At 65.8% G+C, this 20,881-nt stretch carries 22 protein-coding genes and 1 tRNA gene; 12 read left to right on the top strand and 11 right to left on the bottom strand.

Annotated features, from left to right (window positions below):
- Positions 1-7 precede the first annotated feature (7 nt).
- The 5 genes from LRX77_RS07855 to polA form a co-directional block, all read right to left on the bottom strand.
- Positions 8-298, bottom strand: coding sequence for a GNAT family N-acetyltransferase (locus LRX77_RS07855; protein WP_231832359.1), 291 nt, complete (start codon positions 296-298; stop codon positions 8-10).
- A gap of 136 nt (positions 299-434) precedes the next feature.
- Entirely contained in the window at positions 435-1,034 is a 600-nt protein-coding gene (gene coaE / locus LRX77_RS07860; protein WP_231832360.1) for a dephospho-CoA kinase, read from the bottom strand.
- Positions 1,035-1,165: 131 nt separating this feature from the next.
- On the bottom strand, positions 1,166-2,623 hold the full coding sequence (gene rpsA / locus LRX77_RS07865) for a 30S ribosomal protein S1 (protein WP_158031534.1): 1,458 nt from the start codon (positions 2,621-2,623) through the stop codon (positions 1,166-1,168).
- Between the two features lie 194 nt (positions 2,624-2,817).
- Positions 2,818-3,825 (bottom strand): thiamine-phosphate kinase, encoded by a 1,008-nt coding sequence (locus LRX77_RS07870; protein WP_231832361.1) that lies wholly within the window; start codon positions 3,823-3,825, stop codon positions 2,818-2,820.
- Complete coding sequence (gene polA / locus LRX77_RS07875) at positions 3,825-6,653, bottom strand: DNA polymerase I (RefSeq protein ID WP_269453809.1); 2,829 nt, start codon at positions 6,651-6,653, stop codon at positions 3,825-3,827. The genes LRX77_RS07870 and polA overlap by 1 nt, the downstream gene beginning before the upstream one ends.
- A gap of 146 nt (positions 6,654-6,799) precedes the next feature.
- On the opposite strand from polA, the gene LRX77_RS07880 reads away from it, so the two are divergent.
- Complete coding sequence (locus tag LRX77_RS07880; protein WP_231832363.1) at positions 6,800-7,231, top strand: PaaI family thioesterase; 432 nt, start codon at positions 6,800-6,802, stop codon at positions 7,229-7,231.
- A 94-nt stretch (positions 7,232-7,325) separates the two neighbouring features.
- On the opposite strand, the gene LRX77_RS07885 is transcribed toward LRX77_RS07880, so the two are convergent.
- Entirely contained in the window at positions 7,326-7,994 is a 669-nt protein-coding gene (locus LRX77_RS07885; RefSeq protein WP_231832535.1) for an ANTAR domain-containing response regulator, read from the bottom strand.
- A 103-nt stretch (positions 7,995-8,097) separates the two neighbouring features.
- On the opposite strand from LRX77_RS07885, the gene LRX77_RS07890 reads away from it, so the two are divergent.
- Positions 8,098-8,183: transfer RNA gene (locus tag LRX77_RS07890), tRNA-Leu, on the top strand.
- A gap of 71 nt (positions 8,184-8,254) precedes the next feature.
- On the opposite strand, the gene LRX77_RS10535 is transcribed toward LRX77_RS07890, so the two are convergent.
- Both LRX77_RS10535 and LRX77_RS07900 read right to left on the bottom strand, forming a co-directional pair.
- Entirely contained in the window at positions 8,255-9,370 is a 1,116-nt protein-coding gene (locus LRX77_RS10535; protein ID WP_231832364.1) for a tyrosine-type recombinase/integrase, read from the bottom strand.
- A 9-nt stretch (positions 9,371-9,379) separates the two neighbouring features.
- Positions 9,380-9,985 carry a hypothetical protein gene (locus LRX77_RS07900; protein ID WP_231832365.1) on the bottom strand — a complete coding sequence of 202 codons (606 nt, stop codon included), beginning with the start codon at positions 9,983-9,985 and terminating at the stop codon, positions 9,380-9,382.
- A gap of 136 nt (positions 9,986-10,121) precedes the next feature.
- Between LRX77_RS07900 and LRX77_RS07905 the strand changes: the two genes are divergently transcribed.
- From LRX77_RS07905 to LRX77_RS07940, 8 genes are all read left to right on the top strand, one after another.
- Entirely contained in the window at positions 10,122-10,379 is a 258-nt protein-coding gene (locus LRX77_RS07905; RefSeq protein WP_231832366.1) for a helix-turn-helix transcriptional regulator, read from the top strand.
- Positions 10,376-10,999 carry a hypothetical protein gene (locus LRX77_RS07910; protein ID WP_231832367.1) on the top strand — a complete coding sequence of 208 codons (624 nt, stop codon included), beginning with the start codon at positions 10,376-10,378 and terminating at the stop codon, positions 10,997-10,999. The genes LRX77_RS07905 and LRX77_RS07910 overlap by 4 nt, the downstream gene beginning before the upstream one ends.
- The gene (locus LRX77_RS07915; protein ID WP_231832368.1) at positions 10,989-11,339 is read left to right on the top strand and encodes a hypothetical protein; all 351 of its coding nucleotides are present in this window, start codon (positions 10,989-10,991) and stop codon (positions 11,337-11,339) included. The genes LRX77_RS07910 and LRX77_RS07915 overlap by 11 nt, the downstream gene beginning before the upstream one ends.
- An 84-nt stretch (positions 11,340-11,423) precedes the next feature.
- The gene (locus LRX77_RS07920; RefSeq protein ID WP_231832369.1) at positions 11,424-11,984 is read left to right on the top strand and encodes a helix-turn-helix domain-containing protein; all 561 of its coding nucleotides are present in this window, start codon (positions 11,424-11,426) and stop codon (positions 11,982-11,984) included.
- Between the two features lie 243 nt (positions 11,985-12,227).
- Positions 12,228-12,689, top strand: coding sequence for a hypothetical protein (locus tag LRX77_RS07925; protein ID WP_231832370.1), 462 nt, complete (start codon positions 12,228-12,230; stop codon positions 12,687-12,689).
- A gap of 285 nt (positions 12,690-12,974) precedes the next feature.
- Positions 12,975-13,724 carry a hypothetical protein gene (locus tag LRX77_RS07930; RefSeq protein WP_231832371.1) on the top strand — a complete coding sequence of 250 codons (750 nt, stop codon included), beginning with the start codon at positions 12,975-12,977 and terminating at the stop codon, positions 13,722-13,724.
- Between the two features lie 148 nt (positions 13,725-13,872).
- Positions 13,873-14,706 (top strand): phage major capsid protein, encoded by an 834-nt coding sequence (locus tag LRX77_RS07935; RefSeq protein ID WP_231832372.1) that lies wholly within the window; start codon positions 13,873-13,875, stop codon positions 14,704-14,706.
- Positions 14,707-14,780: 74 nt separating this feature from the next.
- Complete coding sequence (locus tag LRX77_RS07940) at positions 14,781-15,560, top strand: hypothetical protein (RefSeq protein WP_231832373.1); 780 nt, start codon at positions 14,781-14,783, stop codon at positions 15,558-15,560.
- 179 nt (positions 15,561-15,739) lie between these two features.
- Here the strand turns inward: LRX77_RS07940 and LRX77_RS07945 are convergent, their stop codons facing one another.
- Complete coding sequence (locus tag LRX77_RS07945) at positions 15,740-16,207, bottom strand: DUF2510 domain-containing protein (RefSeq protein WP_231832374.1); 468 nt, start codon at positions 16,205-16,207, stop codon at positions 15,740-15,742.
- 53 nt (positions 16,208-16,260) lie between these two features.
- Entirely contained in the window at positions 16,261-16,467 is a 207-nt protein-coding gene (locus tag LRX77_RS07950; RefSeq protein WP_231832375.1) for a hypothetical protein, read from the bottom strand.
- Between the two features lie 462 nt (positions 16,468-16,929).
- On the opposite strand from LRX77_RS07950, the gene LRX77_RS07955 reads away from it, so the two are divergent.
- Positions 16,930-17,532, top strand: coding sequence for a hypothetical protein (locus tag LRX77_RS07955; protein WP_231832376.1), 603 nt, complete (start codon positions 16,930-16,932; stop codon positions 17,530-17,532).
- 264 nt (positions 17,533-17,796) lie between these two features.
- Entirely contained in the window at positions 17,797-19,488 is a 1,692-nt protein-coding gene (locus tag LRX77_RS07960) for an alpha/beta-hydrolase family protein (RefSeq protein ID WP_231832377.1), read from the top strand.
- A 21-nt stretch (positions 19,489-19,509) separates the two neighbouring features.
- On the opposite strand, the gene LRX77_RS07965 is transcribed toward LRX77_RS07960, so the two are convergent.
- The gene (locus LRX77_RS07965) at positions 19,510-20,793 is read right to left on the bottom strand and encodes an SLC13 family permease (protein WP_231832378.1); all 1,284 of its coding nucleotides are present in this window, start codon (positions 20,791-20,793) and stop codon (positions 19,510-19,512) included.
- Positions 20,794-20,881 lie beyond the last annotated feature (88 nt).

Genomic DNA, 20,881 nt, shown 5'->3' on the forward strand with positions numbered 1-20,881 from the left:
CGATGTCTCAGTCGGCGAGAATGGAGTTCCACTCAGGATGCCGTTCGAACCATCTCGCCGCATACCAGCAGGTCGGACGAATGCGGAGCCCGCCCTGTTCGCTGATCAGCGTGACGGCCTGCTCGACAGCCTGCCCGGCGTAGCCGTGACCGCGCAGCGCCGGCGGCGTGAAGACGTGGGTCAGCGCGATGACCGACTGCCGATTGATGGAGTAGTCGACTGCGCTGAGCAGCGCACCGGCTTCATCGCGCAGAACGAAACGCTCGGCCTCGATGTCTTGGGCGAATGTGGTGCTCATGGCCCCAATGGTAGCGGAGCCCCTCGGCTTTGTCAGTGAGGATTCAGACCGTCTGCGCCCGTCGAAGGGCTGAGCCTGCCACGATGCCAGCCGGGCGTTTCGGCTCCCGCCGCTGAACATCCGCCGTCATCGTCGGTCACAGGTATGCCGAGGCCATCTGGTGCCAGACCTGCAGGGCGTTGCGCTCGGTGTCGGCGATCGTTCCAGAGGCGTCGACCACGAAGTCGGCGATCGCCTCGCGATCTTCGTCGCTGACCTGTGCGGCCACCCTCTGGGCTGCTTCGATGACGGTGTACGCGCGGTCTGACATCAGGCGATCGATGCGCTCCTCTTCGGGGGCGCTGACGGTCACGACGGCGTCGAACGACTGGGGCACGCCTGCCTCGACGAGCAGGGGCACGTCATAGATCACGATCGACTCCTCCGGCGCCTTCGCGATCTTCTCGGCCACGCGGTCGCGCACGTGCGGGTGCACGATGGCATTCAGCTGCGCCAGCTTCGCCGGATCGTTGAAGACCCGTTCGGCCAGAGCCTTGCGATCGAGGGTGCCATCGGCATTGATCACCTCGTCGCCGAAGGTATCGCGGATCTGCTGCAGCGCGGGCTGCCCGGGTTCGACGACTTCACGGGACACCTGGTCGGCGTCGATCACACGGGCGCCCTGTCGGGCGAAGATGCCGGCCACAGTCGATTTGCCTGCAGCGATTCCACCAGTGAGTGCGATGACGGTCGGCATGTCTCAACTCTACCGCTCACACGCAAGACCGCCCCGCACACCGAAGATCGGCGTGCGGGGCGGCCTCTGTCAGAATTCCCGGAACGTCTCAGCTCAGCAGGTCTCCCTGTGCCTCAGACGCTCCGACGAACTCAGTGCTGCTCGAGCTGCTCCTTGAGCGCGGCGAGCGACGCATCGTCGGCCAGCGTGCCCTCGTGCTCGTTCGAGCTGTACGAGGTCGCCGAAGTCGACTCGCTTGCACCGAAGCCGGCCTCTGACTCCTTGGCGTTCTGCTCGGCGACCTGCTTCTTGTGGGCCTCCCACAGAGCCTGGGCCTTGGCGTACTCCTGCTCCCACTTCTCGCGGGCCTCTTCGAAGCCGGGCTTCCACTCGTTGGTCTCGGGGTCGAAGCCTTCGGGGTACTTGTAGTTGCCCTGCTCGTCGTACTCGGTCACCATGCCGTACAGCGCGGGATCGAAGTCGGTCGACTCGGGATCGATGCCCTCGTTGGCCTGCTTGAGCGACAGCGAGATGCGACGACGGTCGAGGTCGATGTCGATGATGCGCACGAAGACCTCCTGGCCGACCTGCACGACCTGCTCGGCGAGGTCGATGTGGCGGTTCGAGAGCTCTGAGATGTGCACCAGCCCCTCGATGCCGTCGGCGACACGCACGAACGCGCCGAACGGAACGAGCTTGGTGACCTTGCCGGGGGCCAGCTGGCCGATGGCGTGGGTGCGGGCGAAGACCTGCCACGGATCTTCCTGCGTCGCCTTGAGCGACAGCGAGACGCGCTCGCGGTCACGCTCGACCGAGAGCACCTCGACGGTGACCTCCTGGCCGACCTTGACCACGTCTGACGCGTGCTCGATGTGCTTCCAGCTGAGCTCCGAGACGTGCACGAGGCCGTCGACGCCGCCGAGGTCGACGAACGCGCCGAAGTTGACGATCGACGAGACGACGCCCTTGCGGATCTGGCCGGGGCGCAGCTCGTTGAGGAACGAGGTGCGGGTGGCCGACTGGGTCTCTTCGAGCAGCGCACGACGCGACAGCACCACATTGTTGCGGTTCTTGTCGAGCTCCAGAATCTTGGCCTCGAGCTCCTGGCCCAGGTACGGGGTCAGGTCGCGCACGCGACGCAGCTCGATCAGCGATGCGGGCAGGAAGCCGCGCAGGCCGATGTCGACGATCAGGCCGCCCTTGACGACCTCGATGACCGTGCCCTTGACGACACCGTCGGCTTCCTTGATCTTCTCGACGTCGCCCCAGGCGCGCTCGTACTGCGCACGCTTCTTCGACAGGATGAGGCGGCCTTCTTTGTCTTCTTTCTGAAGAACCAGCGCTTCGACCTCGTCGCCGACCTTGACGACCTCGTCGGGGTCGACGTCATGCTTGATCGAGAGTTCGCGTGAGGGGATGACACCCTCGGTCTTGTAGCCGACATCGAGGAGTACCTCGTCGCGGTCGATCTTGACGACGGTGCCTGTGATCAGGTCGCCGTCATTGAAGAATTTCAGCGTCTTTTCGACCGCTGCCAGGAAGTCCTCTGATGAGCCGATGTCGTTGACGGCGATCTGCTCGGGGGCCTTCTGGTCGATTTCAGTTGACATTGAGTGGGTACTCCAGTGCGTGTGCTGCTCAGGTCGGGCGAGCCCGGCATTGGCCGCACTCTACTGCTCCCGACGATGGATGTAGGTGTGGATCTCACTCGGTTCGAGCATGACCCATTGTGCAACACTACCGGGTCTGATAAGCCCAGGGCAAACACATCGCCCGCGACACGCCGCGGTTTCCGGGGCGTCGCTCAGCTGTGCCTGAAGTGGTCGAACCCCAGGTACTCCGTGGGCCGCCCGCTGAGCAGCACGCCGTGGTCGCCGCGCTCGATCACGGTGCCCACCGCCTCGAACCCCTCGGGCAGTTCGGCATCGGCCGCAAACGTGCCGAGCAGGCCGAAGTCCTCTCCCCCGGCCATGACCAGCTCCCACGGGTCGACGCCGAGCGTGTGACGAGTCCAGCCGAGATCGGCGCAGCGGGCGGCGAGCGCACCTGAGACGAAGTCGAGAGTGACGTCGGATGCTGCGGCGATTCTGGCGGCGTCGCGCGCGAGCCCGTCTGACACGTCGATGAGCGAGTGCGCGCCGAACGCGGCCGCACGAGCACCCAGCGCGACCGGCGGATGCGGGCGCAGCTGGGCATCCACCGCATGCTGGATCGTGCCCGTGCGCTCGAGACCGCGCAGGTCGGGGTCGTCGGTGCGCTCGCCCATCAGAATGCGCAGGCCGGCGGCCGCGAACCCGAGCAGGCCAGCATAGGCGATCACGTCGCCGAGCAGCGCCCCGCCCCGGGTGACCGGCTCGGCCACCTCGCCGTAGCTGGTCGCCTGCGAGGTGAACAGTCGTGCGTGCGAGAGGTCGCCGCCCCAGATCGACACCTGTGGGGCGAGCTCGCCGACCGCGTCGCGCACCCCGCGCGCGTACCCGATGAGGTCGGCGACAGTCGCGTCGTGCCCGAGCCCCAGGGCCATCACCAGACCGGTCGGCCGTGCACCCATCGCACCGATGTCTGAGAGGTTGACCGCAGCCGTCTTCCAGCCGACGTCGTAGGCGCTGAACTCGGGAAAGACGAAGTCTTCGTGCTCGATCAGGATGTCGCTCGAGGTCACCAGGCGCAGGCCGGGGGTCACCGTGATGACCGCGGCGTCGTCGTTCTCGACCTCGGTCGGGTGCCTCCCGACCGGGTACGCCTGCCGCAGGATGGCGACGATCTGCTCTTCGGCGAGATCGCCGACACGGGTGGTGAGTGAGACTTTCATCAGTGCGCGGCTCGGTTCCAGCTGGTGCCGACGCCGATGTGCACGTCGAGCGGCACATCGAGGCTGGCCGCGTTGCCCATCGCGTCGGTGACGAGGCCGCGCACGGCGTCGAGCTCGCCGTCGGCCACTTCGAGGATGAGCTCGTCGTGCACCTGCAGCAGCAGCCGCGAGCGCAGCCCCTGCGTCGCGAGACGCCGATCGACGGCGAGCATCGCGAGCTTGATGATGTCTGCGGCGCTGCCCTGGATGGGCGCGTTGAGCGCGGCACGCTCGGCGTTGTCGCGCACGCGACGGTCGCGGGAGTGCAGATCGCCGAAGGGGCGCCGTCTGCCGTAGATCGTCTCGGTGTAGCCGTCGACGCGAGCCTGCTCGACCACGTTGCGCAGATAGTCGCGCACACCGCCGAATCGACGGAAGTAGCCGGACATCAGGTCTTTGGCCTCGTCTCGTGAGATGCGCAGCTGGTTGGCCAGCCCGAAGGCGCTGAGCCCGTAGACGAGCCCGTAGCTCATCGCCTTGACTTTCGAGCGCATCTCGGGCGTCACCTCGTCGGGCGTCACCCCGAACACCTTCGACCCGACGTAGCGGTGCAGGTCCTCGCCCGAGTTGAACGCCTCGATGAGCCCCTCGTCGCGCGAGACATGGGCCATGATGCGCATCTCGATCTGCGAGTAGTCGGCACTGATCAGGGTCTCGTATTCAGAGCCCGAGACGAACTGGTCGCGAATGCGCCGCCCCTCTTCACTGCGCACCGGGATGTTCTGCAGGTTGGGGTCGGTCGAGCTCAGGCGACCGGTCGCGGTGCCCGTCTGCTGGTACGTGGTGTGGATGCGGCCGTCGTCGGCGACGGTGCGGCGCAGGCTGACCACCATCTGGGCGAGCTTGGTCGCGTCGCGGTGTGCGGCGAGCAGGTCGAGAAACGGATGCTGAGTCTGCTCGTAGAGGGCGGTGAGGGCGGCCTGGTTGGTCGAGTAGCCGGTCTTCGTCTTGCGCGTCTTCGGCATGCCCAGCTCGTCGAAGAGCACCTGCTGCAGCTGTTTCGGACTCGCCAGGTTCGTCTCGTGGCCGATGACTTTGTACGCCTCTGATGCGATGTCACGGGCCTTGTCGGCGAAGCTGTCTCCGAGCTCCTCGAGCCCGTCGACGTTGACCGCGATGCCGGTCGCCTCCATCTTGGCCAGCACGGGCGAGAGGGGCAGCTCGATGTCGCGCAGCACCTGACCGCCGCGCGTGGTGTCGAGCGAGCGCACGAGCTCGCGGCCGAGCACGAGGGTCTGCCACGCCGCGAGCGCCGTGTCGCGATCGGCCCCCGATGCGATCGCAGAGCCTCCGGCGGCTGACGAGGCAGCGTCATCGACCTCGCCGGCCACGTCGAAGAGCGTCTCGTCGGCGGCCTCGTGCTCGAACTGCGAGGTGAAGAAGAGGTCTTCGCTCGCCCGCAGCGAATAGTCGCTGCGCGTCGAGTCGAAGAGATACCAGGCCAGCTCGGAGTCGAGCACGACCCCGCCGACGGCCTCGCCCACGCTGCGCTCCTCGGGGTCACGCGCAGCGGTGATGCCCGCACGGTCGAGCTCGTGCAGCGCCTGCTTGAGCCCGTGCACCGCTTTGGGGTGCTCGCCGGCGAGCCACTGGTGCAGCGCGGCGCGGCTCGTCGTGTCCGAGCTGTCGGGCAGCGCGGCCACGCGCGACTCGTCTGCCGTGGCGAGCGCCATCGCGATCGGGCTGCCGTCGGCGACCTCGAAGGCCAGACCGACTGTGGCATCCGCGCCCAGCGACGCGGCCCAGGCGAGCAGCGCCGGCACCGAGGCGGCCACGACCGCAGCCGGCGGCTCGGCCGTGATCACCGGCACCGGCAGACCGCCGTTGTGCGTCTGCCTGACCGGGGATGCCGTGGTCCCCTCGACCGCGCCGCTCGCGTCGACATCGATGCCGCTGACCGGCACCGCACGCTGCCTGACTTTGTGCAGCTGCCCGTCGAGCCCCTGAACGCGCGCCTTCATGGTGCGCAGCTCGAGCTCGGTGAAGACCTGTTCGACGCGCTCGTGGTCGACGCCGCGCACCAACAGATCGTCGAGGGCCACGGGCAGCTCGAGATCGCGGCGCAGTCGGTTCAGTCGGCGGTTGCGCTCGACGTCGCCGATATGCGCCCGCAGACTCTCGCCCACCTTGCCGGTGATCGTCTCGGCGCTGGCGATGATGTCATTGACGTCGCCGTACTTGTTGATCCATTTGGCGGCCGTCTTGGGCCCGACTCCGGGCACGCCCGGCAGATTGTCGCTGGTCTCGCCGACCAGCGCGGCGATGTCTGGGTAGTGCTCGGGCGGCACACCGTATTTCTCTTGCACGGCGTCGGGCGTGAACCGGGCCAGCTGGCTGACGCCCTTGACCGGGTAGAGCAGCGTCACGTTCTCGTCGACGAGCTGGAAGGTGTCGCGATCGCCGCTGACCACCAGCACGCGTTCGCCGGCCTGCTCGGCCACCAGGCTCAGCGTGGCGAGGATGTCATCGGCCTCGAAGTTCTCTTTGGTGATGACCGTGATGTTCATCGCCTCGAGCACCTGCTGCAGGTGCTCGACCTGACCTTTGAACTCCTCGGGCGTCTCACCGCGCGTGCCCTTGTACTCGGGGTACTCCTCGGTGCGGAACGAGTGGCGTGACAGGTCGAAGGCGACCGCGATGCGGGTCGGACGCTCCTTGTCCAGCAGGTTCAGCAGCATCCCCAGAAAGCCGTGGATGGCGTTGGTGTGCAGCCCCGACTCGAGCTGGAAGCTCTCGGGGGGCAGAGCGTAGAAGGCCCGAAAGGCGAGCGAGTGCCCGTCGATGACCATCAGAGTGTCTCGGGAGGTGTCAGTCACGCCCACCACCTTACCCGGCGAATGATCGCGCAGCCGTGCTCGCCTCATGCGGGCCGCGACGGCGGGGTATCCTCTGCTGCACGACCAGTTCTGCACATCACCGACCTGAAGGAGGACACATGTCGATCATCGATGCAGCCCGAACGGATGCCGCCCGGCGCCTGCTGGAGCAGCGCGGAACGCTCGGCGAGCTCGCCGAGAAGCTGGGCATCGCGTTGGTGAGCCTCTCGGCCGACGAGGCCGTGGCGACGATGCCCGCCGAGGGCAACCGCCAGCCCTACGGCGTCGTCAACGGCGGAGCCTATGTGACGCTCGGCGAGACCCTCGGGTCATTCGCCGCGAACGTGCACGCCATCGATCGCGACAAGGTCGCCGTGGGCATCGAGATCAATGCGACCCACACTCGCTCGGTGCGCACCGGCACCGTGACCGGCACCTGCCGGGCGCTGCACCTCGGCGGCACGCTGACCACGCATGAGATCACGATCACCGACGAGCAGGATCGCCTCGTCTCGACGGTGCGGATCACCAACTTTCTGCGCAACGCCTGACCCCGCTGACAGACGACAGACGCCGCACCGGTTCGTCTCGGTGCGGCGTCTGTCTGCGTGTCAGCGCTCGGTGACGGTCTGAACCCGTCAGTGATTATTCGGCATCGTCGTGATGCGGCTTGGGATGCTCGGCCTTCGACGCGTGGTGATCGCCCTTGCCGTGGTGGTCGCCTCTGCTGTGCTCTTTGCCGTGGTCTGGGTCGAGCTGCTGAATGACCGCCTGTGCGACCTCGCGCATGGTGGCGCGGCGATCCATGCTGGCCTTCTGAATCCAGCGGAAGGCCTCGGGCTCGGTCATGCCCATGCGCTGGTTGAGCAGGCCCTTGGCACGGTCGAGCAGTTTACGAGTCTCGAAGCGCTCGACGATGTCGGCGACTTCGTCTTCGAGGGCTTTGAACTGCGCGTGACGCGACAGCGCGATCTCGATCGCCGGAATCAGCTCTGCCGGGGTGAAGGGCTTGACCACATAGGCCATGGCGCCCGCCTCGGAGGCTCGTTCGACGAGTTCTTTCTGGCTGAATGCCGTCAGCAGCACGACAGGGGCGATGCCCTCGTCGGTGATGTGCTGAGCGGCGGTGATGCCGTCCATCTCAGGCATCTTGACGTCGAACACGACGAGATCGGGCTTCAGCTCACGAGCGAGCTCGAGGCCCTTCGCACCGTCACCTGCCTCGCCCACGACGTCGAACCCGGCGTCTTGCAGAGTGTCGACGATGTCCATGCGGATGAGCGACTCGTCTTCGGCGACGACGACGCGTCGCATCGGTTTGGGGGCTGCGGTTTCATCACTCACGCATCTAGCTTACGGTATGATGACGTCGGCCGTGTGTCAGCGGCCGGTCAGCGGCCGGCCGACGACGACGCAGGCCCAAGTGGCGGAATGGCAGACGCGGGGCACTCAAAATGCTCTGCCCGAAAGGGCGTGTGGGTTCGACTCCCACCTTGGGCACCACCCTTCTCCCCTAGTAATCACTGGGGAGAAGCAGTGCTTTCACCGGCTGCCTGGCACAATATAGGCACACATCACACGATCAGACGCCCGTCAAGAGCTTCGGCGACGGCGTCGAGATCGTCGGTGAACAGGTCAGCGTAGGTGTCCAGCGTCATCTGCGCGGACTCGTGGCCGAGGCACCGTTGCACGACGAGCACGTTCGCCCCGGAGGAGATCATCAGCGACGCTGCGGTGTGCCTGAGATCGTGCGGTGTGAGCCCCAGCGGGAACCCCTCGTCATCGTCGTGTGACTTCTTCACGGCCAGGGCGAACCACCCATCGCGCGGGTACGGCTGTCGTATGGGCTTCTCGGGATCATCGCCGAACACGCGGCCGTCCGAGCGCCTACCTGCGGTGAGGGCTTTGAGCAGCGGGGTGAGCTTCTTCGGGAAGGGCACGACGCGGGTCTTGCCGCTCTTCGTCGTGGTCTCGTCAGTGCCGGCCCCGCCGAGCTGCACGCTGTTCTTCGAGATCCGTAGGTGACGCTTCCCGTAGTCGACGTCGCGCATCCGCAGAGCGGCCGCCTCGCCCCACCGCAGGCCCGTGTAAGCGAGTGTGTAAACGAGTACCCGCCGCCACCCTGCGCGAGCCTTGGAGGCCAGCAGCGCCACTTGGGCATGGGTGAGGTAGCGGCGTTCTTTCTGGCCCTTGGGAACGAGCTGCAGCTTGTCCACGTAGCCGCGATCGGAGGCGACGTTCTTGACCATGCGCCGGTCAGCGACGGCGACACCGAGGATGCCCGACAGGATGCCGCGGCAGCGGCGCACGACAGTACCGGATCGAGTGGCGCCGATCTCGGTGAGCCATGCCTGCACGTCTGACCGGGTGATCGTCGCAACGGGGGTGCTCCCCCAGCGTGGCTTTACCCTGAGCCGCCAGTCGATCTCAAGCGGCCGGTACGCTGACGCCTTGATCCCGCCCTTCTTCGCAGCCATCCAAGACTCGCCGAGCTCTGCAACCGTGATCTTGCCTTTGCGCGGATCGACGTAGGTGCCATACAACTTCTCGGCTTCGACCTGGTGAAGGAACTTCTGTGCGTCCGACTTACGAGCGAACCCAGACTTGCGCGCGAGCGAATGGTCAGGCTTGCGGTATCTGACTGTGTACCGCTTCTCCCCCGACTTGGTCGTGTACTCGTATACAGGCACGATCAGCCTCTACACGTCCTGATCTTCGAACACATCGCGCTGAACGAACTCGAAGGTATGCAGAGGCAAGGGCTCAACCTTGCGCCCTGCTGGCTCGAGTATCCCCCGGTCACGCGCGCGACGGATCCAAACAGTAGCCGTAGCCTCTGTCAGCCGGAAACGCTCTCTGACAGCTTTCGCAGGCCTCATACTCAAGAGAGTGGCCATCCGGTATGTCATCGCGACCGCCTGCAACGTCGCGGCACCACCCGGCTCAGCACGGTAGCCAGATAGAACGTCTTCATCCAACGGAGCGAGCGGGCTAAAGGGGTTGCCGTTTGCATCGTGGGCGATATCCGACAAGCCCCTCTGAACAAATTCATGCACACGCACAGACCGCAACGCAACTAGGTTCACGTCGTCACCTGGGGCGGTGCGACGAATCTTCATGAGATCGACGCGGTAAGTGTCTCCGTCGAGAACCACGCTCAGATTGATCGTGAGCGGAATGCCCGGCTCGTCAGCGACGTCAATGTACGCGAATCTGGGCACAGTGACCCCGGGTGCAATCTCGACTCGCATGTGCTCGGGGGCGACACCTCGCTGTTGGCCGATCCAGGCGGCTGTGACGCTCATGCGATCACTCTAGAGCATCCTGAAACGCGCCATCCAATCATGGGCTTCAGTTCATTAGAGTTCGTGTGTTGTTACACAACTCCCTAAAGTGGTGTAGGGTGTGATTACACAGCCACTGAATTACGGAGGAGGAACAATGACGAAGACATCGGAACGACCGGCGGCAGAGACCGGCGAGGCCGTCTCGTACGGGCAGCGCTGGCGGGAGATCAAAGAGGTGTGTGAGAGATACGGCTTCACGCGCGACCACCTCGCTCAGCTGCGCTTCACGGGAACCGGGCCGCGCTACTACGCGCCCACGCCTCGGACGATCCGCTACAAGTTTGACGACGTTGACGAGTGGATCGAGTCGAGCGCCCGTTATGGCACAGCACCAGAGGCGGTCGCGCGATGACCAGAGAAGACGAAAACGGCCCCGCCGTGGTGACACACGACGAGGCCAAGAACATCACCGACATCAACAAGCAAGAGGACATCGAAATGACTGACACTAATTCTACCAACACTGCTGCCCCGCGCCCGACCTGGGCCGCTACCGTCGAACGCACGCACGACGGTGACGGGCTCGAGGTGAGCGTCGCCACGAGCGCTGTGATCACGCTCGAACACGACTCCGCCGTGACCGTGCGCGCCGAGCAGTGGGCTGCTCATACCGGCGCCCGCGCGAAGGTCGAGCCCGCTGCGATCGTGGTCACCGACCGAGGCGATGGCGTCGATCAGGACATCATCGTTCGCTCGGCCGCTGTGGCACGCGATCTGGCCACGGCGCTGGTGCAGCTCGCCGAATCGTTGTGGCTGACAGGCGAAGCCAGGTTTCTCGCACCAGATGAGAGCGCCCCGTATGCCGTGCACGCGCTGGATGGTTCCGAGGTGTTCGTGAGCAGTGTGCTGGGCAGAGTGAAGGTGGTCATCGGCGACCAGATCGTGGAGCTGACGCCCGAGGCTGCCCGGCAGCACGCAGCCCATCTCACTGCGGCGGCGAATCGTGCGGGCGGAGACACCGATGAGCGTTGAGTCGATCGCAGGCACCGAGCCGCCGACGTGGGCTGTAGCTGCTGACTTGTCGCCGCGTCATGCGGGCGGGCGCTACGTCGGCGCCTGGGCGGGCACCAAGCCGGTGCGGGCGCGATACGAGGCAGAGGTTCTGAGCACAGGGGTGGTGCTCGACGCGGAAGTCGTGCTCGAGGCGAGCGATGGGTCGGACCTCGATGGCACCGAGGTCGACCCAGCGCTCGTGCCGGCTGTGATCGCTGCACTGCAAGCCGTGGCTATCACCGAGGAACAGCGTGAGGTTCGCCGGCCGGTCTCTCGTTGTGTTGAGCCGCAGCAGGACGGTCGAGGGGGTGGTCTCTGATGGTCGACACCGTCGGCGGGTTCGCGATGTTCGTGCTGGCTGCGGCGAGCATCGTGCACACCGCGCTCACGGAGGGAGGTGCATATGGGTTCAGCGAACGTGAAGGGAGCCGTGATGCGGTGGGCATTCCGGCAGCCACGTCTTCATCCGAGGCTCAGCCCCAACGCCGCTCACGTCTTGCTCGCGCTCGCTGATCGATGGAACGTCGACGAAGGTGCCGCCTGGCCCTCGGTGCAGGACCTGCACGAGCGCACGAACGTGCCGGTGCGAACGGTGAAGTTGGCCACGCAGGAACTTGAGCTGCGAGGCATCATCGGGAAGCGCGCGCGAGTCAGCGCAGCGGGGCGCAAGTTCGGCATCGTCTACGAGCTCGCGTTCGACTCCGAGGTCGAAAGCGATCTCGAGAGTGCGTTCTACTACGCGAAGACGCAGGCATCCGACGAGGCTGAGGCGTTCGAAGAGGCGTTCGGTGAGCAGCGGGATCTTGGGGCTCGTGACTTGGCCGACCGGCTTCGTGAGATGACGCCCGAGCAGCTAAAGAAGGTGCGGCCCGCTCTCGCTGAGGCACGCGATCAGACTTACGTCGCGTCGCTGAAGGTGCTGGCAGCGGCTTTCGGGCCGTTCGGTGAGGGCCCGGGGCGGTGACGGAAGTGCAGACGGAAGTGCAGATGATGCAGAACCGGGGCAGCTGCTGCACTTCCGTTTATGCATCATCTGCACTTCCGTCGGGGCAGCTGCTGCACTTCAGCGGTGCAGTAACTGCACTTCGTTAGAACACGCATTTAACACGCAAAAGAACACTCAATGATGAACACGCAATCTGAAGTGCATTCGCAAGCGAACGCACGCGAGTGACCTGTGGACAACTCAAGTGGAAGGACTGCGGCTATGGCCGAAGACAACAAAGCAACTGAGAGAAAAGCAGAAGCCGACAAGAAGAAGCGCGCCACCGCCGACGACTTGCGCCGGGCGATCGGGCTGCAGAGCATGATCGTCGACGAGCTGAAGCGGTTGGTCGTCGAGTGGTCACCGGAGGGTGCGAATCGGGTGCGGTTGCTCGAGTCGATGCTTGCCGACGCGCACCGCCGGTTCGGCGTGCTGGATGCGCCGTGGGAGGTCGAAGCTGCGGGTCTGCCGCGTCGGCCGGCCGCGAGCATCCGTGAGCTGGCCGAGGAGGTCGGCCGCTACCCCGGAGGCGTGACACCGCGAGAACTGCACCGCGCTCATCCGGGATCTCGGTTGGGCACGGTGCAGTCGAGACTGTCGCGCGCCGCAAGGGCAGGGCTGGTGCGTCGGATCGCGGTCGGTGTCTACGCGCCCGTGGAAGGGGCGGCTGATGCCCAGCCGTAAGTCCCCGTGGACTGTGCATCGCGTCGAGCGTGACGGGCATCCGCGATTCGAGTTGCGCCGTGACGGTATCGAGGTTGCGAGGTTCGGCCCGCGAGGTGCGATGAAGGTGGGCCTGGCGTTGATTGACGAGGCCGAGAAGGCGGAGCTCGAATATCGGCGGGCACGACGCCATGACTGAGAACACGCCGGGTTGGTCGCCGGCGAAAGAAGTGGCTTTCGAGCGCTACGTGCGTTCGGTGAACACGCCGCAAACCAGTATTCAGACGATTCATGAAGGAGGCCACAGTGGCCGTGAACAACGAGAACAACGAGAACAACGAAGACAAGCAGAACGAGAGCAACGACATCGCATCCCCCGACCTCCCCGAGACGGGCGACCGTGCCGACCGCACCTCGCCACAGGAGGGCGCCGCTGAACAGCACGAGGAAGGCCGCACACGTGGCCGGGGCAACGCTGAGGCCGCCCGGTACAGGAAAGAGCTGCGCGAGGCGGAGGCGGCACGTGACAGCCTGCAGAGTGACCTCGATGCGCTGCGCTCTGAGATCGCGCGGGGCAAGATTGAGGCGGCCGCTACCGGGCTGACCGATCCGGCACTGCTGTTCGAGCTGGGCGGCGTCGATGTCGCTGATCTGCTCGACGCCCGGGGCGAAGTTGATGGCGACGCCGTGGAAGCTGCTGTTGCCGACCTAGTGGCCGAGCGACCGTACTTGGCTGCGGCGAAGGTGGAGCCGCCGTCGACGTTCGACGCATTCGCCGCAGCGGTGCAGGCGGAGATGGAGGCCGCCCCTGACGAGCGGCGCGCCCTCGACCCGCGCTCGACTGGCGGCAAGGAGGTCACGTACGATCTGCCGCGCGATCGGGTCGAGCGCAGGGCTGGCCGCAAGATCGTAGAGCGGCTGATCGAGCACTTCGATCTCAAGCTGACGCTGCGTGATCCGGCCGCGTGGGCTGCAGAGCACAGCTCTCAGCCGGTGAGACCACAGCCGTCGCGCCCGCAGTCGTGGGCGGAAGCGATCCGGGACAGTCGACGCTGAGAAGGTCTACGCTGGGTGTGAGGGTGTCGTGCCAGGCGCGCGGCCCTCGCGCCCCAGCGGGGCACCGGCTTGAGCAGAGCTCGCCGACATTCACACACCTCATCGCCGTGGCACACGTGTCTCGGCACACCCGAAAGGAAATTGGCCTATGGCCCTCCCAAATTCTGATCTGACGAGCGTCTTCGGGCGCACAGAGATCGGCCCGATGCTCCTCGACCCGCTCGCCTCCACTTCGGTCGCGACCGAAGTGTCGACCGTCGTCCGGACGAACACCCGAAACTACCGGTTCCCGATCGTCGCGAGCGATCCCACTTCTTCGTGGGTCGCCGAGGGCGACGAGATTCCGTCATCCGAGGGCAGCGCGCGCGACGTGCCGGTCGACATCTTCAAGATCGCGGCGCTGACGTGGCTGACCAACGAAGCTGCTGACGACACCGACCCGGCCGCCGCTGACGTGCTCTCTGACGGCCTCGTGCGCGACCTCGCGAACCAGCTGGATGAAGCGTTCTTCACCAGTCGCGGCGCGTCGACCGTGCGTTCCGCTGGTCTGCCCGACCTCCCCGGCGTGCAGACCGTCGAAGCTGATCCGACGACCGGTTTCGATCCCTTCATCGACGCGCTGGCGGCCGCAGAGGCCAAGGGTGCCGCGGTCAACACCTTCGTGACGACCCCCGAGGTCGCCCGCGCTCTCGCCAAGGTGCGTACCGGTGCAGGGTCGAATGCTCTGCTCCTCGGTGGCGACGCGCAGAACGGCGTGAGTCGCAGTGTTCTCGGTGTGCCACTCCTGGTGAGCGCGCACGTCGAGCCCGGCGTCGTCTGGGCGATCCCGTCAGCAGCATCGTACGTCGTCATCCGCGAGGATGCGCGCGTGGACGTTGACACCTCGGCACGCTTCACGTCGGACAGCATCGGCATCCGTGCAGTCAGCCGCGTCGGGTTCGCTTTCCCCCAGCCCAACAGAATCGTCAAGATCGGCGCGTAGCGCACACCTGCAGTACCAGTGGCCCCGTCACATACACGTGGCGGGGCCGCACCTGTACGGAGAGAGGAAACACCATGATTGAACTGTTCGCTGAGCGCCCGCTCGAGGAAGCCCTCGCCGCGGCCCGCACCGCCCTTGATCGTCGCATCGTCGCGGGCTCATACGACCGCCGCCTGCCCGAGGTTGAGCCGGCCGTGCTCGCCGCTGAGATCATGCCAGACCCGAAGCCTGTAACCGTGCTGTGGCTCGCACGTACGGCCTGGGCGTGGCTCTCGAACCAGACCGGGCTTGAGGTCGACGAAGTCGTGACCGCAGCAATCGCCGCGGAGCACCTGCACGCCGCGTGGCCGACCGAGCGGGTTACCGAGGCACAGACCACGTCCGAGCTCGCCGCACTCGTGGGAGACAAAGCAACGGTCGCCCGCATGGGCCGCGCGATCGAGCAGCTGGGTGCGTTCGCAAACGTGTTCGGTCGCCTCGACGTCAGACCGACACCCGGTGCCGTCGACCGGATCACCGCCGAGCTGCGGCTGCCGACGGCCGGGGCGAACACGGCTTACGTTCGGGAAATCTTGGGATCTCGCCCGAACCCGCACGCGCTGGGCCGTCCTGCGGCGAACGTGTCGCTGCTGGGCCCGTTCCCGACGATCACCGTCGAAGGCCGGGCGAATGACGTGGAGCTGGGTCAGAAGCTGGCTGCCGCGCAGCTGGAACTTGCAAGATGGGGCGCACCGCAACTGGCCTCAGCGAACGCCGAGGCCGCGGCGTGGGCGACTGAGCAGCGCCCGCAGATCGAGGCGATGTTGACCGCGAGGCGTGACATGCTCGCAGCGGTCGACCGGCTTTCGCGGTAGACTTGTCATCGGATCGAGAGCTCTTCGGGGCTTTCCAAGCGGCGTCGGTACCTTGTTGGCCGGCGCCGCTCTTCATGTCTCGCTACACTTGCCTCGTCGGGCGAACTACTCAACGAGAGACGCGCCGTTCGAAGACACCCCGGCACACGCCCCTCGCACCCCCTCCGCGAGGGGCGATCTCATGCGGCTGGCTGCATCGCTGTGCCGCGCTGCCCGCGACTGTATGCGTCGAACGCCTGGGCGATGTCGTTGCCGTCGTACGGGGTCGCCTCGTCACCGTCCTCGGGCGCATCCTCGAACGCCTCGGATGCCGAGCGCACGATGCCTGTCCAGTCGTGGCCGTCGAACCACTGCAGCATGGTCGAGTCGTCCTTGTCGCGGTACCAGCCCGCCGGCGGCAGCACCGGGGGAGCGTACCGGCGGCGTGCACCATTCGGGGTGACCAACGCCGTCCACGCCTGCCCCGTCCACCAGCGCAGCAGCCCGTCGTCGAGCGTGTCCACGTACCAGCCAGCGGGCGGCAGCACCGGGCGTGCAGCTTCTGCCCGTGCTGCTTCGAGCACACGCCGTTCCTGCACCGTCTCGGCCACAGCCATCGTGCCCGTCGCAGCCAGGGTCACAGCCCCGGCGGTTGCTTTCCCGACCATGCCGAACATTGCGCACGGCAGATCCACCATCAGCCCCTTCAACAGCCCCATGGTCAGATTCCCTTCTTCGCAGCCCATGTGCGCACCCGGCTCGACCCGGCCCGCAGCTCACTCATCCGTTCAACACTTGCCCGCGTCCAGCCCTCGACCGAGCCGATCACCGCGTCGGCCGGCACAACCCATGCCGCACCGTCACGCAGCGCCGCAGCAAGCGTGCTCTTCGAGACACCCAGGGCGGCCGCGACCTCAGCTCTCGACATGAACCGTCGCGTCGCCATCACGCAGCCACCCGCTCGTCGCGCAGCGCAACCATCATCGCGCCCCAGTCGGCCTGCTCCTCGATCGTCTGTTCGTTCATCATGTCTCCCTCGCTCGCGTCAACTCGATGACACGAACACTACACACACTCGAATGGGAAACACAAACCCAACCAGACAAACGCATTCCCTTGATGCAGGAACAGGCCAGCTAAATGCGACCCAGAACAGCCCACAGGGCACCCCAGGCCCCGCCCACGCACACACGCACACACACGACACACGCCCACAAGCCCGTGAACGAGCCGCAGGCGAAGCCCTTGCAACCACTGGGATGCAGACCCCCGGCAGGGAGGCCCCCACCCCAGAAAAACCAAACGACCGCCCCGCGTCTGCTGCTCGCTGTGCGCGCGGGTTTCAGAAAGTTTTTTTCGGCCCTTATTGTGTACACTTTTGGTAGGGCATTTGGCGGTTCTGGGTGTACAGGTTGGAGTGGTCGTGATCGGTTTCTGGGAGCAGGAGCGTGAGACGTTCGAGGGCTGGGTGCATGCCCGGTTCGAGCAGTTCCAGCGTGAGACGAACGGTGAGGTGTTGTCTGCGCGTCGGGTTGCTCGGGCTCGTCTCGACGGCAAGGCCCTGCCGAAGTGGCTGACCGGGCCGGATTGGCTCGTGGGCTGGCAGGGTCCGTGGGAGACGCTCAAGGCTGGCGGGTGGTATTCGGAGGAGTTCGTGTGCTGGGTCGAGAAGGATCGGCAGGCGCGGCGGATCACGTGGCGTCAGTGGCAGATCTCGGCCAAGCAGCACATTGAGAAGCCGACGTACGAGGATTGGGCGGAGTCAGTCGATGCGGTCGCTGACCTGGCGGAGTATCGGCGGCTGGCGGACTCGTTCGACACGCTCGTCGCCCAGGCTCGTGAGGCTGGTGCGCCGTGGCCGGTGATCGTGGAGGCTACGGGCATGGGGCGTGCGACGTTGTGGAATCGGCGGCGCGTCCACGGGGCTCCACGGCTGCTGCTGCAACGCCCGCACACGGCGCCGGTCGAGCGAGACGCCTCAGAACCGTTCTAAAGGCTGGTCACTGTGGCGTCGTGCTGAGGGCAACGTCAGCCGGGCGAACGTGGTGCGCAAGCTCAAGCAGGCACGATTCAGGCACAAAGGGTCTCAATTGGAGCCTATTGTCGCTGACCGCGCACATCCTCTCCCCCGGTATTGTGCGGATCTCCGCCTACTGATCGGGGTGCATGGTGGCAATAGCGAATTCGACTCCCACCTTGGGCACCGATCTCGCACCGTCGTTTCTCAGCCGTGCGACGCCGCGTCTACACTCATGAGGTGACTCCCACCCCGCGCGCACCGCTCGTCCGCGTCTCACAGTGGACCTTTCGCGTGCTGAGCCGGCACTTCGATCTGGTCGGACTCGTCGTCGGCCTGAACCTCTTCTGGGCGTCGCTCACCCCTTCGCTCATGCCCCGCAGCTGGTACTGGCAGGGCCTGATCAGCGGCATCCTCGTGATCATCGGCTACGGTCTCGGCACACTCTCGGGGCATATCGTTCGAGCGCTGATCGGCTGGCGCCCGTCGAAGCTCGTCGGGCAGCGCATCGCACTGGCGTGTCTCGCACTCGTGATGGTCGTGAACCTCTACTGGTTGTCGGTCTATGTCTCGTGGCAGGACAGCGTGTACCCGCTGAGCGGTTTCACGCGTCCGCAGCTGAACCTCTGGCAGATCATCGGGCAGACCGCGCTGATCGTGCTCATGACCAGCGCCGTCGCCTGGAGCATCCTGCTGCTGATCAGGATCGCTCGACGCACGATCCGCACATTCTGGCGGTTTCTGCTGCGTCGCAACGGCATTCGCCGCATGCCGCAGTTCTTCGGCCGCACCGTGGCGTTCGTGGTGGTCATCGTCGTGCTGGCACTCGTGTTCGACACCAGTGTGCGACCCACGCTCCTCGGTGTCATGGACAGCTTCTACACCACCAAGAACGACCGTGACGCGGGGCTCGAGCAGCCGACCGATCCGCTGAGGTCCGGCAGCGACGCATCCCTCGTCTCGTGGAACTCTCTGGGCTGGCCGGGCAAGACCTTCGTCCAGAGCGGCCCGACCACCGACGAGATCCAGTCGTTCAACCCCGGGCAGCCGACGGTCGACCCCATTCGCGTGTACGTCGGCAAAGAGTTCTCGAACAACATCTCGGAACAGGCGCGCATCGCCGTCAAGGAGCTCCAGCGCACCGACGCCTTCGACCGCCAGGCACTGCAGATCGTGATCGTCACCGGCACCGGCTGGGTCGACACGCAGTCGACGAGACCGCTCGAGTATCTCTACAACGGCGACGTGGCGACCGTGTCGATGCAGTACTCGTTTCTGCCCAGCGCGCTGTCGTTCCTCTTCGACCGCGATCGTGTGGAGCAGACCGCTCGCTCGCTGATCACCGGCGTTCGCGACGCGATCGACCAGCATCAGGAGCAGACCGGTCACCGCCCCAAGCTCTTCGTCTATGCGCAGAGTCTCGGCGCCTACGGCACGCAGAACGCCTTTCCCGACCTGAGCGATCTCGTCTCGGGCACAGACGGCGTCGTCTTCGCCGGCACTCCCGGCATCACCGAGACGCATCAGCGCATGACCGCCATGCGCGACGGCTCTCCCTGCGTCGAGACAGAGGGAGAGTCGGTGCTCTTCGTCGAGCGCCGCGAAGAGATCGACGCGGGCTGCGCCGGTCGCCCACGGCTGATGTACATGCAGAACGTCTCAGACCCGGTGGTGAAATGGCAGAGCAGTCTGATCTGGCGTGAGCCCGACTGGGTGGCCGTCGAGAAGGCGAAGGGCCAGCTCACCCCGTATTTCACGTGGATGCCTGGGGTCACCTACCTGCAGATGACCCTCGACATGCTCATCTCGGGTTGGGCGCCGGCGCTCTACGGCCACAACTACGGGTCGAGTGCCGTTCCGGCCTGGCAGCGGCTGTCAGGGGTGCAGTGGGACGACGCCCGGGCCGACCGGCTGATGAAGACCATCGAGTGATCGGCGTGCGGCGTCGGCGCCTCAGCGCATTCCCGCCCACGTCGGCACCGCCGCGACGACCCAGCCGACCGCCGGCCCGACGAGGCACATCAGGCCTGCATAGATCAGCATGCGCCGGTAGTACCAGTCGCGGATGCTCTCGCCCACGTTGGCCAGCAGCATCGCCCCGTTCGTCGAGAACGGACTGATGTCGACGATCGTGGCAGAGAAGGCCAGTGCAGCGACGAATCCGGCGACGCTCACCTGGCCCTGCTGCAGGAAGGGAACGGCCAGGGCGATCACGACGCCGATGATGCCGAGCGACGAGGCGAGCGCCGAGACGAAGCCGGCGAGGTAGAAGAGCAGCAGCGCCGCGACCAGCGGTATCGCAATCGCCTGGATCCCGCCTGAGACCCACTCCACGGTGCCGGCCGACTCGAGCACCGCGATGTAGGTCAGCACCCCGGTGATCAGCACGAGAACTGACCAAGAGACGCGTTTCAGCGCCTGGGCGCCCTCGTCGGGACTGATGCAGGCCAAGACGATTCCGATCCCGAGGCAGACCACGCCGATGTTCAGGTTGACGATCAAGACGAGCACGACCATGACCGCGAGGCCCACCAGGGTGAGCGTTTGGGAGCGATTGGGGCGCCCGACGCGAGTCACCGTTCCGATTGCGCCGGACGAGGTGCCGGTGACGACCGTCGGAGCGGCCTGCCCGGCCATCTCGGGATCGTCTCGCCCGCGCAGCACGAACCAGGTGACCAGGGCGAAGAGCACGTTCAGCACGAACGGAATGACGAAGAGCACGACCGGGGCGGTCGGCAGCCCCTGCTTCGCGAGATAGCCGTTGATGAACACCCCGTACACGCTGATCGGCGAGAAGGCGCCCGCCAGAGCACCGTGCACGACCAAGAGGCCCATCATCAGCTGATTGATGCGATTGCGACGGGCGAAGCTCAGTGCCAGCGGAGTGATGATCGCAACCGCGAACAGGGCGCCGCTGGCGATCAGCGCGGCGGTGAGCAGAAAGAAGATCCACGGAGCGAACTGGTGACGTCTGCCGATCACCTTCATGCAGGCGCCGACGAGCACCTCAATCGCTCCGTTGTTCTGCGCGAACCCGAAGAGAAACGTCAGCCCCAGCAGTGAGACGAACAGATCGACGGGGAACCCCGCCCAGATCTCTTTGACGTCCATGCCGAGCATGGACGACCCCAGCGCGAACGCGGCGACGAAGCCGAGAATGCCCATGTTGACGCCTCGCCAGGTGGCGAACGCGAACATGACGGCGAGCAGCAGGATGGAGACGATTTCTGGACTCATGGACGAGAGACTTTCGACGTGTTGCACATCTGGCGGGCGGTATCGCCGGCATCATTGTGCGGAGGCTGGGCTGCGGCGGCTCGTGGCC

Source organism: Pseudoclavibacter sp. 13-3 (assembly GCF_021168475.1).
Taxonomy (GTDB): Bacteria; Actinomycetota; Actinomycetes; order Actinomycetales; family Microbacteriaceae; genus Pseudoclavibacter_A.

What these genes read in the sequence shown, in the direction of transcription:
- LRX77_RS07855 (WP_231832359.1), bottom strand. Translation starts at nt 298, where the DNA reads ATGAGCACCACATTCGCCCAAGACATCGAGGCCGAGCGTTTCGTTCTG.
- coaE (WP_231832360.1), bottom strand. Translation starts at nt 1,034, where the DNA reads ATGCCGACCGTCATCGCACTCACTGGTGGAATCGCTGCAGGCAAATCG.
- rpsA (WP_158031534.1), bottom strand. Translation starts at nt 2,623, where the DNA reads ATGTCAACTGAAATCGACCAGAAGGCCCCCGAGCAGATCGCCGTCAAC.
- LRX77_RS07870 (WP_231832361.1), bottom strand. Translation starts at nt 3,825, where the DNA reads ATGAAAGTCTCACTCACCACCCGTGTCGGCGATCTCGCCGAAGAGCAG.
- polA (WP_269453809.1), bottom strand. Translation starts at nt 6,653, where the DNA reads ATGGTCATCGACGGGCACTCGCTCGCCTTTCGGGCCTTCTACGCTCTG.
- LRX77_RS07880 (WP_231832363.1), top strand. Translation starts at nt 6,800, where the DNA reads ATGTCGATCATCGATGCAGCCCGAACGGATGCCGCCCGGCGCCTGCTG.
- LRX77_RS07885 (WP_231832535.1), bottom strand. Translation starts at nt 7,994, where the DNA reads ATGCGACGCGTCGTCGTCGCCGAAGACGAGTCGCTCATCCGCATGGAC.
- LRX77_RS07900 (WP_231832365.1), bottom strand. Translation starts at nt 9,985, where the DNA reads ATGAGCGTCACAGCCGCCTGGATCGGCCAACAGCGAGGTGTCGCCCCC.
- LRX77_RS07905 (WP_231832366.1), top strand. Translation starts at nt 10,122, where the DNA reads ATGACGAAGACATCGGAACGACCGGCGGCAGAGACCGGCGAGGCCGTC.
- LRX77_RS07910 (WP_231832367.1), top strand. Translation starts at nt 10,376, where the DNA reads ATGACCAGAGAAGACGAAAACGGCCCCGCCGTGGTGACACACGACGAG.
- LRX77_RS07915 (WP_231832368.1), top strand. Translation starts at nt 10,989, where the DNA reads ATGAGCGTTGAGTCGATCGCAGGCACCGAGCCGCCGACGTGGGCTGTA.
- LRX77_RS07920 (WP_231832369.1), top strand. Translation starts at nt 11,424, where the DNA reads ATGGGTTCAGCGAACGTGAAGGGAGCCGTGATGCGGTGGGCATTCCGG.
- LRX77_RS07925 (WP_231832370.1), top strand. Translation starts at nt 12,228, where the DNA reads ATGGCCGAAGACAACAAAGCAACTGAGAGAAAAGCAGAAGCCGACAAG.
- LRX77_RS07935 (WP_231832372.1), top strand. Translation starts at nt 13,873, where the DNA reads ATGGCCCTCCCAAATTCTGATCTGACGAGCGTCTTCGGGCGCACAGAG.
- LRX77_RS07940 (WP_231832373.1), top strand. Translation starts at nt 14,781, where the DNA reads ATGATTGAACTGTTCGCTGAGCGCCCGCTCGAGGAAGCCCTCGCCGCG.
- LRX77_RS07945 (WP_231832374.1), bottom strand. Translation starts at nt 16,207, where the DNA reads ATGGTCGGGAAAGCAACCGCCGGGGCTGTGACCCTGGCTGCGACGGGC.
- LRX77_RS07950 (WP_231832375.1), bottom strand. Translation starts at nt 16,467, where the DNA reads ATGTCGAGAGCTGAGGTCGCGGCCGCCCTGGGTGTCTCGAAGAGCACG.
- LRX77_RS07965 (WP_231832378.1), bottom strand. Translation starts at nt 20,793, where the DNA reads ATGAGTCCAGAAATCGTCTCCATCCTGCTGCTCGCCGTCATGTTCGCG.